This window comes from Streptomyces misionensis, from assembly GCF_007896895.1.
GTDB lineage: Bacteria > Actinomycetota > Actinomycetes > Streptomycetales > Streptomycetaceae > Streptomyces > Streptomyces misionensis_A.
Genome location: NZ_VOGW01000188.1, coordinates 92,703 through 108,136 on the forward strand (window position 1 = coordinate 92,703; position 15,434 = coordinate 108,136).

Consider the following 15,434-nt stretch of genomic DNA (forward strand, 5'->3'; position numbering starts at 1 on the left):
ATCCACCATGGCCAGCGATGCGCCGACCGCCCACGCATCCGACCTCGACTGGCTGCTCAGCGGCCTCGTGCAGCGCGTACCGCACACCAGCAGCGCCGTGCTCCTGTCCTGCGACGGGCTGGTGAAGTCCGTCCACGGACTCGACCCGGACAGCGCCGACCACATGGCCGCCCTCGCCTCCGGCCTGTACTCCCTCGGCCGCAGCGCGGGCGTCCGGTTCGGCGACGGCGGCGAGGTACGGCAGGTCGTCGTGGAACTCGACTCGACCCTGCTGTTCGTCACCACCGCGGGCTCCGGCACCTGTCTCGCCGTACTGGCGGGCCGCGAGGCCGACGCCGCCGTGCTCGGCTACGAGATGGCCATGCTGGTCAAGAGCGTCCGCCCCTATCTGATGACCGCCCCCCGGCAGCCCGCCGTCGAACCCACGGCGCCGAGGCATTGAGCGTGGCCGCGGCCGGCGACGGACCCTGGCTGGACGACGCGGCCGGCCGGCTGGTGCGCCCCTTCACGGTCAGCGACGGCCGCACCGAGCCCAGCGTCGCACTCGACCTGATGTCGCAGGTCATGGCCACCGGGGTCACCCCGCTCGGCTACCTCGGCCCCGAGCACGCCCAGGCGCTCGACCTGTGCCGGGCACCCGTCTCCGTCGCCGAGGCCGCCGCGCACCTGAGACTGCCCGCCGTGGTCACCAAGGTCCTGCTGGCCGACCTGATCGACCACGGGGTGCTGACCGCCAAGCCGCCCGCGTTCCACCACCCGCCCACCGACCGGTCCCTGCTGGAGGCAGTGCTCGATGGACTACGACGACAGCTCTGACCCGTTCCCCACCGCGCTCAAGATCCTCGTGGCGGGCGGGTTCGGGGTCGGCAAGACCACCTTCGTGGGCGCGGTCAGCGAGATCGCCCCGCTGAGCACCGAGGAGCTGCTCACCACGGTCGGCGCCGACACGGACAGCCTCGACGGCATCGAGAACAAGATGGAGACCACGGTCGCCATGGACTTCGGCCGGATCAGTCTCGGTCCGGACCATGTGCTGTACCTGTTCGGCACCCCCGGGCAGGAGCGGTTCTGGTTCATGTGGGACGAGCTGTCCGAGGGCGCGCTCGGCGCGGTCGTCCTCGCCGACACCCGTCGCCTCCAGGACTGCTTCGCCGCCGTGGACTTCTTCGAGGAGCGCGGGCTCGGCTTCATCGTCGCCCTCAACGAGTTCGACGGCTCCCACCGCTACGACGCCGAGGAGGTGCGCGCCGCCATCGACCTCGCTCCCGAGGTCCCCGTCGTCCGCTGCGACGCGCGGATCTCCAGCTCCGGCGTGCAGACCCTGCTCACCCTCGTACGCCATCTGCTCGCCCACGCCCCGGAGCCCGCGCCGAGCCACGGCGCCGTGCACCGGTGAACCCGTCCGACCGCCCACGGAGTTCCCCCAGATGAGGCACCACCACCGCCCCGGAGCCCGGCCATGAGCTACGAGCCGCCCCGGCCGGTCCGCGGTCTGCTGCTCACCCCCGAGGACCGGGAGGCCCCCGCCCGGGTCCGGCGGCTGCGCCGGCTCGGCGTCGGACAGCGCCCCGACGCCGCGCTGGACGCCTTCGCGGACCACCTCGCCCGGCTCGCCGGCGCGCCCTACGCCACGGTCAACTTCATCGGCGAGGAACGGCAGTTCTTCGCCGGCCTCAGCGTCCCGGCCACCGCCCCCGTGCCGCGGGCGGACGACGGCAGACCCGAGTGCGGCCGGACGCTCCCCCGCGACCACGGCTTCTGCCCCCATGTGGTGGTCCGCCGCAAGGCCCTGGTCCTGGAGGACGTCCGCGACTACCCGCGCTTCGCGGGCAACCCGGTCGTGGACGAGTACGGCATCCGCTCCTACCTCGGCGCCCCGCTCCTCGACGGCACCGGCATGGCGCTCGGCACCGTGTGCGCCGCCGACACCGCGCCGCGCGCCTGGGGCCGGGCGGGCCTGGAGGCCATCAAGGCGCTGGCCGCCGACCTCGTCGTCCGCATCGAACGCAGCGCGCGGGACGGACTGCCGCTCTGACGCCCGCGGTTGCCGTGACGGGCGAGGCGTGAAGGAAAGCTGAGGCGGCGATTAAGAAAAGCTCGATGGACCCCGGCCCGCGCATACGGCAGATTGCAGGGTGATTTCACCCCTCTGACCCGGTGCGGGCGCCTTCGGCGTGCCCGCGTCCGGGGACCTCACCCACAGGAGCCGTACGCGTGAAGGCGCTGGTCAAGGAGAAGGCGGAGCCCGGGCTCTGGCTGACGGACGTCCCGGAGCCCGAGATCGGGCCCGGGGACGTGCTGATCAAGGTCCTGCGGACCGGCATCTGCGGCACCGACCTGCACATCCGGGCGTGGGACGGCTGGGCGCAGCAGGCGATCAGCACCCCGCTGGTGGTCGGGCACGAGTTCGTCGGCGAGGTCGTGGAGACCGGCCGGGACGTCACCGACGTCCAGGTCGGCGACCGGGTCAGCGGCGAGGGCCACCTGGTGTGCGGCAAGTGCCGCAACTGCCTGGCCGGGCGCCGCCATCTGTGCCGGGCCACCGTCGGCCTCGGTGTCGGCCGGGACGGCGCGTTCGCCGAGTACGTCGCGCTGCCCGCGAGCAACGTGTGGGTGCACCGCGTCCCGGTCGACCTGGACGTCGCCGCGATCTTCGACCCGTTCGGCAACGCCGTGCACACCGCGCTGTCGTTCCCGCTGGTCGGCGAGGACGTCCTGATCACCGGCGCCGGTCCGATCGGCCTGATGGCCGCCGCCGTCGCCCGGCACGCGGGCGCCCGCAACGTCGTCGTCACCGACGTCAGCGAGGAGCGCCTGGAGCTGGCCCGCAAGATCGGCGCGACCCTCGCGCTCAACGTCTCCGGGGCCACGATCGCCGACGGACAGCGGGAGCTGGGGCTGCGCGAGGGCTTCGACATCGGCCTGGAGATGTCCGGCCGTCCCGAGGCCATGCGCGACATGATCGCCAACATGACGCACGGCGGCCGCATCGCCATGCTCGGTCTGCCGGCCGAGGAGTTCCCCGTCGACTGGGCCCGCGTCGTCACCTCGATGATCACCATCAAGGGCATCTACGGCCGGGAGATGTTCGAGACCTGGTACGCGATGTCGGTGCTGCTGGAGGGCGGGCTCGACCTCGCCCCCGTGATCACCGGCCGCTACGGCCACCGCGACTTCGAGGCGGCCTTCGCGGACGCCGCGAGCGGCAAGGGCGGCAAGGTCATCCTGGACTGGACCGCGTAAGTCACCCGCATTTCCTAGGAGTTTCAGTCATGTTCGACACCGTCCGCGACGACCTGCGCGCCACCCTCGACGAGATCCGCGCCGCCGGCCTGCACAAGCCCGAACGGGTCATCGGCACCCCGCAGTCCGCGACCGTCGAGGTCACCGCCGGCGGCCGCCCCGGCGAGGTCCTCAACTTCTGCGCCAACAACTACCTCGGCCTCGCCGACCACCCCGAGGTGATCGCCGCCGCCCACGAGGCCCTGGACCGCTGGGGCTACGGCATGGCCTCCGTCCGCTTCATCTGCGGCACCCAGGAGGTGCACAAGGAGCTGGAGGCGCGCCTGTCCGCGTTCCTCGGCCAGGAGGACACGATCCTCTACTCCTCGTGCTTCGACGCCAACGGCGGGGTCTTCGAGACCCTGCTCGGCGAGGAGGACGCGGTGATCTCCGACGCCCTCAACCACGCCTCCATCATCGACGGCATCCGCCTGTCCAAGGCCCGCCGCTTCCGCTACGCCAACCGCGACCTCGCCGACCTGGAGACGAAGCTCAAGGAGGCGTCCGGGGCACGCCGCCGGCTGATCGTCACCGACGGCGTGTTCTCCATGGACGGCTACGTCGCCCCGCTGCGGGAGATCTGCGACCTCGCCGACCGCTACGACGCGATGGTCATGGTCGACGACTCGCACGCCGTCGGCTTCGTCGGCCCGACCGGCCGCGGCACCCCCGAGCTGCACGGCGTGATGGACCGCGTCGACATCATCACCGGAACCCTCGGCAAGGCCCTCGGCGGCGCCTCCGGCGGCTATGTCGCCGCCCGTGCCGAGATCGTCGCCCTGCTGCGCCAGCGCTCGCGCCCCTACCTGTTCTCCAACACCCTCGCCCCGGTGATCGCGGCGGCCTCCCTCAAGGTCCTCGACCTGCTGGAGTCGGCCGACGACCTGCGGGTCCGGCTGGCCGAGAACACGGCGCTGTTCCGCTCCCGGATGACCGCGGAGGGCTTCGACGTGCTCCCCGGCGACCACGCCATCGCGCCCGTGATGATCGGCGACGCGGCGAAGGCGGGCCGCATGGCCGAGCTGCTGCTGGAGCGGGGCGTGTACGTGATCGGGTTCTCCTACCCGGTCGTCCCGCAGGGCCAGGCCCGCATCCGGGTCCAGCTGTCCGCCGCGCACTCCACGGACGACGTCAACCGCGCGGTCGACGCGTTCCTCGCGGCGCGCGCCGAGCTGGAGGCCTGACCAGGGCGGACGCCTTGCGATAATCGAGGCATGATCGAGGCACGGCGGCTCCACATCCTCCGTGCGGTGGCCGACCACCGCACGGTCACCGCGGCGGCCGCCGCGCTCTACCTCACCCCCTCGGCCGTCTCCCAGCAGCTCACCGCCCTGGAGCAGGAGACCGGCCACCGGCTGGTCGAGCGGGGCGCCAAGGGCGTACGGCTCACCCCGGCCGGCGAGATCCTGCTCAGCCACACCAACGCGGTCCTCGCCCAGCTGGAGCGCGCCGAGGCCGAGCTCGCCGCCTACGGCTCGGGCGAGGCCGGCACGGTCACCGTGGCCGCCTTCGCCACCGGCATCGCCCAGGTCGTGGCGCCCGCCGTGGCCAGGCTCGCCCGCACCGCGCCGGGCATACGCATCCGGGTCCAGGACGCCGAGGGGGACGCCAGCCTGCCGATGGTCCTCGACCGGCAGGTGGACGTGGCGGTGGCCGTCGAGTACCGGGGCGCACCGCCCGCCGACGACCCCCGCCTCACCCATGTCCCGCTGTACGCCGAGCCGTTCGACGCCGTCGTGCCCGTCGGCCACCGCCTCGCGGACGCCGCCGAGGTGCCCCTCGCCGAACTGGCCAAGGACCCCTGGATCGGGCCCTACCCCGGCAACCCCTGCCACGACGTGGTCGTCCTGGCCTGCGAGAGCGCCGGCTTCCAGCCCCGGCTCGAACACTCCTCCGACGACTTCCGCGCCGTCGTCGCCCTCGCCTCGGCCGACGCGGGCGTGGCCCTGGTGCCCCGCTCCGCCCTGCGCGGCATGGACCTCACCGACGTGATCGTCCGTCCCGTCGACGGCGTGGCCCCCACCCGCCGCGTCTTCGCCGCCGTGCGCCGGGGGGCGGAGGGGCACCCGCTGATCCGGCCGGTGCTGGAGGCGCTGGGCCGGGCGGCGGACGGCGCCTGACCGGCCGCCCCGCTGTCAGTGGCGGGGGATACGGTGCGGAGCATGCCGGACGCAGCCGATGTACGCCGTATCGCCCTCTCCCTGCCGGACACCTCGGAGAAGACCGCGTGGCACATGCCCACGTTCCGGGTCGGCGGGAAGATGTTCGCGACCCTGCCCGAGGACGAGACGTCCGTCGCCGTGCGCTGCCCCAAGGAGGAGCGGGACGAACTGGTGCTGGCGGAACCGGAGAAGTTCTGGATCGCCGGGCACGAGGCGCAGTTCGCCTGGATCAGGGCGCGGCTCGCGGCGCTGGAGGACGAGGCCGAACTGCGGGACATCCTCGCCGACTCCTGGCGCCAGGCCGCCCCGCCCCGACTCCTGGATGACCACCCGGAGTTGGGCCTGCCGCCCACCCCTTGAAATACCGGTGGGCGCGGCGGCCGGGGCCGTGACATGATCCCGCGCGGACCGACAGGGAGGGGGAGCCGGAATGACGGGCACGGGCTCACGGCGGCGCGGACGGAAGGCGGCCGGGACGGAACCCGGGACGGAACCCGGGACCGGTGCCCGCTCCCTCTGGTCACGGGACTTCGGCCTCTTCTTCGCCGCCCGGGCCGCCGCCCGCCTCGGGGACACGATGCTGCCCGTGGCGCTCGCCACCGGCCTGCTCGAACACGGCTACGGCGCCGGGGCGGTGGGCCTCGCCATGGCGGCGTCGACCGCGTCCTTCGCCGGGCTCGTCGTCTTCGGCGGGGTGATCGCCGACCGGTTCAGCACCCGACGGCTGATGATCGGCGCCGATCTGGTGCGGGTCCTCACCCAGTCCCTCGCCGCGGTCATGTTCTTCGCCGGGCAGGTGACGCTGTGGCAGCTCTGCGTCATCGGCTTCGTCAACGGTGTGGCCGGCGCCGTCTTCCAGCCCGGCGTGGCCAGCACGGTGCCCCGGCTCTCCGCCGACGTCCAGGGCGCCAACGGCGCGATCCGGATCGCCGAGTCCGTCGCCCAGCTCGCCGGCCCGGCCGTCGCGGGACTCCTCGTCGGCTTCGCCTCGCCCGGCAGCGTGTTCGCCGCGCACGCCGGGACGTACGCCGTCAGCGCGCTGTGCCTGCTGCTGCTCCGGCTGCCGCCGCTGCCCCCGGACGCGCTCGCCGCGACCGGCCGCGGCATGCGCGCCTTCCGGGCCGATCTGGCGCAGGGGTGGCGGGAGTTCAGGTCCCGGACCTGGCTGTGGGGCGTGATCGTCATCTGGGGCCTGTACATGATCGCGGTGTCCGGTCCGACCACCCCGCTGGTGGCCACCGAGGTGGTCCAGCACCACGGCCCGCGCGCCTACGGCCTGGTCAACACGGCCCTCGGCGCGGGCACCGTCATCGGCGGTCTGCTCGCCCTGCGGCTGCGCCCCCGCCGGATGCTCAGGGCGGGCGCGCTGTCCCTGTTCCTCTTCTTCGGCTTCCCGGGTGCCGTGGGCCTCGGGCTCGGCGTGCCGGCGGTGGCGGCGGGGGCGGCGCTGGCGGGGGCCGGGCTGTCCTTCTGGAGCGTCATGTGGGCGACGAGTGTGCAGACCCAGGTCCCGTCCGACGTCCTCAACCGCATCCACGCCTACGACGTGGCCGGCTCCCTCGCCATGATGCCGGTCGGCCAGGCCATCGCGGGTCCGGCGGCCGACGCGCTGGGCGCCGCTCACGTCCTGCTGGTCTCGGCGGTGACCAGCGTGGTCGTCGTCGTGTTCCTGCTCGCCGTCCCCGCGATACGCGGCCTGGTGCGAGCGGACGCGAGCCCGGCACCGGCCCTCACACCCGGACGGTAGCTCCCCGCCCGGCCCCCAGAAACCCGTCGATCCGCTCCCGCAGACCGCGCGCGTCCAGGCCGTGGGCGGCGGCGTGCTCCTCGACCGTGCCGTACCGGCGCAGCTCGCGGCGGCCCACGCCGAGACCGAGGACCCGGTGCGGGCGGTCGGACAGGGCGTCGTTCACCGCGGCCGTCGACGTCCCGGCGAGATACGGCTCGACCAGGACCACGTCCGTGCCCGCCGCCTCGGTGGCCCGGCGCAGCGCGGGCACGTCGAGGGGCCGTACGGTCGTCGCGTACAGGACCGTCACGTCCAGGTCCCGCGTGGCGTCGAGCACCGCGTCCAGCAGCGGTCCGACGGCGATCACCACACCGGACCGGCCCTCGCGCACGGTGACGAGGTGCGCGCCGTCGACCGGGCGCGCCTGCCGGTTGGACTGCACGGACAGCCGTACGTACACCCGGTCGTCGCCCGCGGCGACCGCGTGGCGCAGCAGGGTCTCGGCCTCGTCGGGGTGGCCCGGCACATGGACGGTCCAGCCGTCCAGGGTGTCCAGCAGGGCCACGTCGCCCGGGGCCATATGGGTGAACCCGCCGGCCGGCCAGTCGTAGGAGGCGGCGGCGCTCACCAGCACCGCTCCCGTGCCCTGGTGCCCGAAGTCCAGTTTGACCTGCTCGAAGGGCCGCTCCACCAGGAAACTGGCGAAGGTGTGCACGACGGGCCGCAGCCCGGTGAGCGCCAGTCCGGCGGCCGCCCCCACCAGCAGCTGCTCCCGGATGCCCACGTTGATCACCCGGTCGGGATGCCGGGCCATGGCGTCGTGGAAGGCGTCCTTGCCGATCTCGGCGAGGACGACCGCGACCCGCGGGTCCTCGTCCAGGAGCCGGGAGACGACGGGAGCGAAACGGTCACGCATGGTGTCCATGGAGGTGTCGCCCTTTCAGGGTTCTTCGGAAGGTGAGGGGCGCGTCGGCGCCCGTGCCTGTGCTCGGCTCAGGCGTCCTTCGGCTCGACCCGGGCGACGACCGCGTGCGGCCGTCCCGGGTGGGGGGCGGTGAACGCGTCGTACAGGGCCGCGTGGTCACGCCCGTCGACCGTCACCGCGGACCAGCCCGCGGCCTCGAACCGGGCGGCGATCCCGCCGGGCCGGGCGTGGCTGGCGGAGGCGTTGTCCACCACCACGGTGTGCAGCCTGTCCAGTGCGGCGGGCCCGGCGAAGGCGATGGCCTCGTGGTTGCTGCCCTCGTCCAGTTCGGCGTCCCCGATCAGCACCCAGACCGCCGGATCGGCGAGGCCCTGGGCCTTCAGCCCCAGCGCGGTGCCCACCGCGATGGGCAGTCCGTGCCCGAGCGACCCGCTGCCGATCTCGGCCCCCGGCACCAGCACCCGGTCCGGGTGGTGCCCGAGCGGGGAGTCGTACGTGCCGAATCCGGGCAGCCACTCGACCGGCAGGAAGCCCTTGGCGGCCAGCACCGCGTAGTACGCCATGGGCCCGTGCCCCTTGCTCAGCAGGAACCGGTCCCGTTCCGGGTCCGCGGTCCGCTCCGGCGCGATGCGCAGCACCCGGTCGTACAGCACCCAGAGCACGTCGAGCGTGGAGGTGGCCGCCGGGCCGTGCTTCTCGTCCCCGGTCATCAGCCCCATCAGCCGGGCCAGGTCGCCGTAGCCGTGGGTGCGGTGGTCGTCCGCTGTGATCGTCATGCCTCCCAGCCTGCAACCTCGACCAAGCTTGAGGTCAACAGGTAAGTCGTGCGCGATCACCGACCCGAGTGCGGTATTGTTTCCCTGCGCGTTTCACCGGGGGAAACCCCAGGTCAAACGGGCACCGGGACGTGGCGCAGCTTGGTAGCGCACTTGACTGGGGGTCAAGGGGTCGCAGGTTCAAATCCTGTCGTCCCGACTCGGCAGAGTCGTGGATCAGGGCCGATTTCGGAGACATCCGAGGTCGGCCCTTGGTCGTTCTCGGGGAGCAGTCGGGGACCGGCGTCCTTGGCCGGTGCCGAGATGCGGCTGCGGGCCCCGAGTCCCCAGAGCGTCGAAGACGAGTGATCCGACGCCTCCTGGGACGATCCGCAGCAGCGGTGCCGCTGTCCCGCCCCCGGCGTCTCCAACGCCTATCCTGTTCCGCGTGGCCGAGCCCTGCCCGCAGGCTCACCAACTGCCTGTCGTATTGAGTGAGTTGCACCCTTCAACCGAACAGAACCGTGCCGGGAGTGTCATGGTCCGTCCCTTCGACGTGCATGAGATCTACTCCGACGACCCGGCCGACTCGGTACGGTTCCCACTGCGGCGGGCCGGTGGCTCACCGCAGAGTCTCGCCGTCACCTTGCTGGCCGACTACACGCTGCGCACCCGTGCGGCCGTCCCCTCGGCGGCGATCGTCGCGCTGTTGGGTGAGTTCGGCGTCACCCCGGCCGCGAGCCGAACCGCCATCAGCCGGCTGGCCCGCCGGGGCGTGCTGGAGAGCACCCGGCGGGGGCGGCACAGTTCCTACCGCTTGAGCGACCCGGCCGCGGTCAACCTCTCCCTCTCGGGCCATTCGATCGTGGCGTTCACCGAGCGGGCCGAGCAATGGGACGGCTCGTGGACGATCATCGCCTTCTCGCTTCCGGAGGGCCGCAGCGCCGAGCGAAGGACGCTGCGGGGACGACTCCGCTGGCTGGGATACGTGCCTCTGTATGACGGGCTGTGGCTGTCGCCCCGCCCCTTCACGCCGAGGGCACGGGAGGAGCTGGCCGCGGTCGGCTCGGGATCGCTGACGGTTTTCCGGGCCCAGCATGTGGAGCTGGAACAGACTGTCCGCCGCGATCCGCTGGACGCCTGGGACGTCGCCGCCATCGCCGAGGAGTACACGTCGTTCATCGACAGGTGGAGTCCGCTGCTGGAGAGGATGCGGTCCGGTGAGGTCGGTGGCGCCGAGGCGGTGTCCGCTCGTACCGAGGTGATGGACACCTATCGCCAGTTCCATGTCCTTGACCCGCTGCTGCCGATGCGCTGCATGCCGCAGGGCTGGCGACGGCTGGAGGTCCGGAACGTCTTCGACGCCGTCTACGACGGGCTCGCGAGGACGGCCCAGGAGCATGTCCGAACGGTGGCGGCGTCGTCCTCGACAGGGCACGACGGCATCGGCGCGCACACAACGGGTGACCTGCTCGCGGGGGTCTGGCACGGGGAAGGGTGACGGCGCGTCGGACACCCGGGTGCCCGTCCCGCTCGCCTGTTGAGCCGGGGTGCTGCCCGGACCGGGAGCGGGCCCTGTGCCCGCCAGGTGATTGACGGCGTCCAGTCAATTGACGCTTTCCTGTCCCGTCGGTAACGTCACTGTCATATAAGCTCGCGAGTTCATGAGCCTCCCGGTGCATCGGCCTCCGGGCGTGGCCGGCACCCCGGTACGCAGCCCGGCGCCGTGGATCCGTGTCTCCTCCGACCCAGAGGCCGCGCGGGTCGACCGCAGCCGCACCGGTCGCAGTCCGTCGCGCCTGCACCACAGGCATGCCGGGCAGGCGGGCGTTCCTCCCCGACCGCCGGTTCGTCCGGCGTCCGCAGGTGCCACCGGCGAACTCCAGGGAGTCAGCTGTGGAAATGCCACGCAAGGTGTCAGCGAGGCTGGCCGCCGTGTTGGCGGCGACCGCCCTCGTGCTGTCGGCCCTGGTCATGGCGACGCCGGCCTCTGCGGCGTCCCTGACCCAGGTGACGAACTTCGGTGACAACCCCGGCAACATGCAGATGCACGTCTACGTGCCGGTGACGCATACCGCGAAGCCGGCCATCGTCCTGGCCATGCACGGCTGCGGCGGCTCCGGCCCGGACTTCTACTCCGGCAGCGAGTTCGCGTCGCTCGCCGATCGGTACGGATTCGTCGTCATCTATCCGACCGCCACACAGTCGGCGGGTTTCGGCAACTGCTTCGACACCTGGTCGGACGCGGCCAAGCGCCGCGGTGGAGGCAGTGACCCGGTCTCCCTGATCTCGATGATCAACTATGTGGAGCAGCACTACAACGGCGATCCGAAGCAGGTCTTCGCCACCGGGAGTTCATCCGGCGGCATGATGACCGACGAGATGCTCGCCCTCTACCCCGACGTGTTCAAGGCGGGCGCCGCCTTCATGGGCGTTCCGTTCGGGTGCTTCGCCAACGCGGCGGACTACCCGCCCACGACCAGCAAGTGCACCGGCGGGAGCATGACGAGGACCCCGCAGGAGTGGGGCGATCTGGTGCGGCAGGCCTACCCGGGATACGCCGGGCCGCGGCCGCCCCTCCAGCTGTGGCACGGAACCAGTGACACCCTCGTGCCGTACCAGCTGCTTCAGGAGGACATCAAGCAGTGGACCGACGTGTTCGGGCTGAGTCGGACACCGACGTCCACCGACACGCCGCAGGCCGGCTGGACGCGGCAGCGCTTCGCCGACCCGTCCGGCACGGTGAACGTGGAGGCGTACAGCGTCCAGGGCGCCGGTCATTCTCTTCCGTCGAGCGGGATGGCCGGGTACGCCATCCAGTTCTTCGGCCTCACCGGGAGCCCGGGTACCACCCCGCCGACCGGCGGGGCCGGGTGCAAGGTGACCGCAGCGGTCAGCTCGTGGAACACCGGACTGACCGAGAACATCACCATCACCGACACGGGCGATTCCGCGGTGAACGGATGGTCGCTGACGTTCACTCTCCCCGGCGGGCAGACGATCACCAACGGGTGGAACGCCTCCTACACGCCGTCGAGCGGCCAGGTGACCGCGACCAACGAGAGTTTCAACGGCGCGCTCGCTCCGGGGCAGTCCACGACGATCGGCTTCCAGGCCACGCACACCGGTAACACGGCCGCGCCTAGGGGCTTCGTCCTCAACGGCGCGACCTGCGCCGCAGGCTGACCTGACCGGCCGGACACCCGGCGGGGCGGAACTTCAGGGCTCCGCCCCGCCGGGCGAGCGATCCGGAACAGGGGGAGCGGCTCACCGCCGATACGCGAGATTTTCAATGTCATGAACAGATCGAATCGCACGTTCGTCTACCCAAGGATCAGGACGTCCCCATGCGCAAACGAAGTCTCGACCACAGGCACCTCTCAGGGGTGTTCACCGCCGCGATCACCGTTCTGGTCGCGTTGGCGGCGATGCTCGGCGCAGGTCCGGCCCAGGCGGCCACCAGTGGCGCCTTGCAGCATGCCGCTTCCGGACGGTGTCTGGATCTGCCGAACTCCACCACCACCGACGGTACGTACCTGCAGATCTGGGACTGCTCGGGCAAGTCCAACCAGCAGTGGACGCTGACCGACAGCAACCAGCTGACCGTGCTCGGCAAGTGCCTGGACGTGCCGAACCACGCCACCACGGCCGGTACCCAGCTGGAGATCTGGAGCTGCAACGGCGGCACGAACCAGCAGTGGCGGGTGAACTCCGACGGCTCGGTCGTCGCCACGGAGTCCGGGCTGTGCCTGGACGCGAAGGACAACGGCACCGCCAACGGCACGCGGGTGCAGCTGTGGACGTGCACCGGCAGCAGCAACCAGAAGTGGTCCGGCCTGTCCGGGGGATCCACGGGCGGCGGCACCTGCACCCTTCCCTCGACGTACAAGTGGTCGTCGACGAGTTCGCTCGCGCAGCCGGCCAACGGGTGGGTCTCGCTCAAGGACTTCACCACCGTGACGTACAACGGCAAGCACCTGGTCTACGGGTCGAACGTGAACGGAACCTCGTACGGCTCGATGGCGTTCGCCCCGTTCGCGAACTGGTCCGACATGGCGTCGGCCGGCCAGACCGGGATGAGCCAGGCCGCGGTGGCGCCCACGCTGTTCTACTTCGCGCCCAAGAACATCTGGGTCCTCGCCTACCAGTGGGGTTCCTCGCCCTTCATGTACCGCACGTCGAGTGACCCCACCAACGCCAACGGCTGGTCCTCGCCGCAGGCGCTGTTCACCGGCAGCATCTCGGGCTCCGACACCGGTCCGATCGACCAGACCCTCATCGCCGACGGCTCGAACATGTACCTGTTCTTCGCCGGTGACAACGGCAGCATCTACCGCGCGAGCATGCCGATCGGAAACTTCCCGGGCAGCTTCGGCTCCTCGTACACGACGGTCATGACCGACTCGAAGGCCAACCTGTTCGAGGCGCCCCAGGTCTACAAGGTCCAGGGCCAGAACCAGTACCTCATGATCGTCGAGGCGATGGGGGCGAACGGCCGCTACTTCCGCTCGTTCACGGCCTCCAGCCTGAGCGGTTCGTGGACCGCGCAGGCCGCCAGTGAGAGCAGTCCCTTCGCGGGCAAGGCCAACAGCGGCGCCACCTGGACCAACGACATCAGCCACGGTGACCTGGTCCGTAACAACCCCGACCAGACCATGACCATCGATCCCTGCAACCTGCAGTTCCTCTACCAGGGAAAGTCGCCCAACGCGACCGGAAGTTACGACCAGCTGCCGTGGCGGCCGGGCGTCCTCACCCTCCAGCGCTGATCCACCCGGCGCACCGGTAGGCATGCGACGGCACGGGAGCCCCGGTCGCCCGCCGGCTGGGGCTCCTTTCGTGCGGCATGTCAGGGCGGGTCGCGACCGGCCCCCGATGGTCCGCGCCGCCGGACGCCTTGTCCGACTCCCTGAGCGTGGAAGAACGATCCGCCCGTGTCCTCTCTGTCCTCGAGAAGGAGAATCCATGATGTTCCAGATCCTGGGCGGAATACGCCCACGAGCGATGCTGGCGGCAGCCGGTCTCGCCACTGTCGGCGTCGCCTTCCTGGCCGCGCCGCCGAGTGCCCACGCGGTGGACGCCGGGTCGCTGGGGGCCACGGCGGCGCAGTCGGGCCGCTACTTCGGCACGGCCGTACCCGCCGGCAAGCTCGGTGACTCGGCCTACACCGGCATCCTTGATCGCGAGTTCAACGCGATCACCCCGGAGAACGAGATGAAGTGGGACACGACGGAGCCGTCCCGCGGATCGTTCAACTTCGGCCCCGGAGACCAGATCGTCAGTCACGCGTCCGCGCACGGGCAGCGGATGCGCGGCCACACCCTGGTCTGGCACAACCAGTTGCCGAGCTGGGTCGGTTCGATCACCGACGCGGCCACGCTGCGCAGTGTGATGGACAACCACATCACCACCGAGATGACCCACTACAAGGGCAAGATCTACGCCTGGGACGTGGTCAACGAGGCGTTCGCCGACGACGGCAGCGGCCGGCAGCGCAGCTCGGTGTTCCACAACGTGCTCGGCGACGGCTTCATCGAGGAAGCCTTCCGCACCGCCCGGGCGGCCGACCCCGCGGCCAAGCTCTGCTACAACGACTACAACATCGAGAACTGGTCCGACGCCAAGACCCAGGGCGTCTACACCATGGTCAAGGACTTCAAGTCCCGCGGCGTGCCGATCGACTGCGTCGGCTTCCAGAGCCACTTCGGCTCCAGCGGACCGCCCGCGAGCTTCCAGACCACTCTGGCCGACTTCGCGGCTCTCGGCGTGGACGTCCAGGTGACCGAACTCGACATCGCCCAGGCGTCCGCCACCGCCTACTCCAACGCCGTCAAGGCGTGCATGAACGTCTCCCGCTGTACGGGGATCACCACCTGGGGCATCCGGGACAGCGACTCCTGGCGCTCCGGGGACAGCCCTCTCCTCTTCGACGGCAACGGCAACAAGAAGCCGGCCTACAGCGCCGTGATCACGGCCCTCGGCGGCTCCTCGACCGGAGGCGGCGGGGGGTCCACCGGTGCGCTGCGCGCGGTGAGCGCGGGCCGGTGTCTCGATGTGCCGAACTCCTCGACGACCGCGGGGACCAACCTGCAGATCTGGGATTGCAACGGACGGGCCAACCAGACCTGGTCCGCCACCCCCTCCAACCAGCTGACGGTCTTCTCCGGCGACTCCCAGCGCTGCCTGGACGCCTACGACAACCAGACCACTCCGGGCACGAAGGTGGACATCTGGCCGTGCAACGGCGGTGCGAACCAGCAGTGGAGGCTCAACTCGGACGGCACCGTCACCGGGGTCCAGTCCGGACTGTGCCTGGACGTCACGGGAGCGGCCACCGCCAACGGCACCGGCGTCGAGCTGTGGACCTGCAACGGCCAGAGCAACCAGAAATGGACCCTCGGCTGACCCGGACGTGACGGCAGCCGTCACCCGGTCCGCAACCCCCTGCGCCGGTACGGCGGCGATACCCCGGCGGATCGCCTCCGCGGCCCGGTGACCAGTCGGCTCTGCCCCGATCACGGGACAGAGCCGACTGCCTCACGGACCCCGGGGGCGACGTACTCGGGGGATCGTCCACTCGT

At 71.3% G+C, this 15,434-nt stretch carries 15 protein-coding genes and 1 tRNA gene; 14 read left to right on the forward strand and 2 right to left on the reverse strand.

The annotated features are described in order from the left end of the window. Nucleotides 1-7: 7 nt before the first annotated feature. The 9 genes from FRZ03_RS39595 to FRZ03_RS34120 all read left to right on the forward strand — a co-directional run bounded on the left by FRZ03_RS39595 (nt 8) and on the right by FRZ03_RS34120 (nt 7,191). Nucleotides 8-442, forward strand: a complete 435-nt coding sequence (locus tag FRZ03_RS39595) for a roadblock/LC7 domain-containing protein (RefSeq protein ID WP_186785778.1) — start codon at nt 8-10, stop codon at nt 440-442. A gap of 2 nt (nt 443-444) precedes the next feature. Continuing rightward, nucleotides 445-816 (forward strand): DUF742 domain-containing protein, encoded by a 372-nt coding sequence (locus tag FRZ03_RS34085; RefSeq protein WP_146468927.1) that lies wholly within the window; start codon nt 445-447, stop codon nt 814-816. After that, nucleotides 794-1,396: a GTP-binding protein gene (locus FRZ03_RS34090; RefSeq protein ID WP_146468928.1), complete on the forward strand. Its 603-nt coding sequence runs from the start codon at nt 794-796 to the stop codon at nt 1,394-1,396. The genes FRZ03_RS34085 and FRZ03_RS34090 overlap by 23 nt, the downstream gene beginning before the upstream one ends. A gap of 63 nt (nt 1,397-1,459) precedes the next feature. Next, entirely contained in the window at nt 1,460-2,035 is a 576-nt protein-coding gene (locus FRZ03_RS34095) for a GAF domain-containing protein (protein ID WP_146468929.1), read from the forward strand. A 179-nt stretch (nt 2,036-2,214) separates the two neighbouring features. Further along, nucleotides 2,215-3,243 carry an L-threonine 3-dehydrogenase gene (gene tdh, locus FRZ03_RS34100; RefSeq protein WP_146468930.1) on the forward strand — a complete coding sequence of 343 codons (1,029 nt, stop codon included), beginning with the start codon at nt 2,215-2,217 and terminating at the stop codon, nt 3,241-3,243. 29 nt (nt 3,244-3,272) lie between these two features. Further along, a complete protein-coding gene (locus FRZ03_RS34105) occupies nt 3,273-4,466 on the forward strand; it encodes a glycine C-acetyltransferase (RefSeq protein WP_146468931.1) in 1,194 nt (397 codons plus the stop codon). A gap of 30 nt (nt 4,467-4,496) precedes the next feature. Continuing rightward, on the forward strand, nt 4,497-5,402 hold the full coding sequence (locus FRZ03_RS34110) for a LysR family transcriptional regulator (RefSeq protein WP_146468932.1): 906 nt from the start codon (nt 4,497-4,499) through the stop codon (nt 5,400-5,402). Nucleotides 5,403-5,444: 42 nt separating this feature from the next. Next, nucleotides 5,445-5,804 carry an MmcQ/YjbR family DNA-binding protein gene (locus tag FRZ03_RS34115; RefSeq protein ID WP_146468933.1) on the forward strand — a complete coding sequence of 120 codons (360 nt, stop codon included), beginning with the start codon at nt 5,445-5,447 and terminating at the stop codon, nt 5,802-5,804. Between the two features lie 70 nt (nt 5,805-5,874). Then, nucleotides 5,875-7,191 (forward strand): MFS transporter, encoded by a 1,317-nt coding sequence (locus tag FRZ03_RS34120; protein ID WP_146468934.1) that lies wholly within the window; start codon nt 5,875-5,877, stop codon nt 7,189-7,191. Here the strand turns inward: FRZ03_RS34120 and FRZ03_RS34125 are convergent. Both FRZ03_RS34125 and FRZ03_RS34130 read right to left on the reverse strand, forming a co-directional pair. Beyond that, nucleotides 7,175-8,098 (reverse strand): transketolase family protein, encoded by a 924-nt coding sequence (locus FRZ03_RS34125; protein ID WP_146468935.1) that lies wholly within the window; start codon nt 8,096-8,098, stop codon nt 7,175-7,177. The two genes, FRZ03_RS34120 and FRZ03_RS34125, sit on opposite strands and share 17 nt — an antisense overlap. A gap of 68 nt (nt 8,099-8,166) precedes the next feature. After that, on the reverse strand, nt 8,167-8,874 hold the full coding sequence (locus FRZ03_RS34130) for a thiamine pyrophosphate-dependent enzyme (RefSeq protein WP_146468936.1): 708 nt from the start codon (nt 8,872-8,874) through the stop codon (nt 8,167-8,169). A gap of 125 nt (nt 8,875-8,999) precedes the next feature. Between FRZ03_RS34130 and FRZ03_RS34135 the strand changes: the two genes are divergently transcribed. The 5 genes from FRZ03_RS34135 (at nt 9,000) to FRZ03_RS34155 (ending at nt 15,258) form a co-directional block, all read left to right on the forward strand. Then, a tRNA-Pro gene (locus FRZ03_RS34135) sits at nt 9,000-9,073 on the forward strand. A gap of 318 nt (nt 9,074-9,391) precedes the next feature. After that, nucleotides 9,392-10,354, forward strand: coding sequence for a PaaX family transcriptional regulator (locus FRZ03_RS34140; RefSeq protein ID WP_146468937.1), 963 nt, complete (start codon nt 9,392-9,394; stop codon nt 10,352-10,354). 434 nt (nt 10,355-10,788) lie between these two features. Further along, nucleotides 10,789-12,039 carry an extracellular catalytic domain type 1 short-chain-length polyhydroxyalkanoate depolymerase gene (locus FRZ03_RS34145; RefSeq protein ID WP_315902682.1) on the forward strand — a complete coding sequence of 417 codons (1,251 nt, stop codon included), beginning with the start codon at nt 10,789-10,791 and terminating at the stop codon, nt 12,037-12,039. A gap of 242 nt (nt 12,040-12,281) precedes the next feature. Next, complete coding sequence (locus FRZ03_RS34150) at nt 12,282-13,622, forward strand: non-reducing end alpha-L-arabinofuranosidase family hydrolase (RefSeq protein ID WP_398661816.1); 1,341 nt, start codon at nt 12,282-12,284, stop codon at nt 13,620-13,622. Nucleotides 13,623-13,818: 196 nt separating this feature from the next. Then, the gene (locus FRZ03_RS34155; RefSeq protein ID WP_315902683.1) at nt 13,819-15,258 is read left to right on the forward strand and encodes an endo-1,4-beta-xylanase; all 1,440 of its coding nucleotides are present in this window, start codon (nt 13,819-13,821) and stop codon (nt 15,256-15,258) included. The last annotated feature ends 176 nt before the right edge of the window (nt 15,259-15,434 follow it).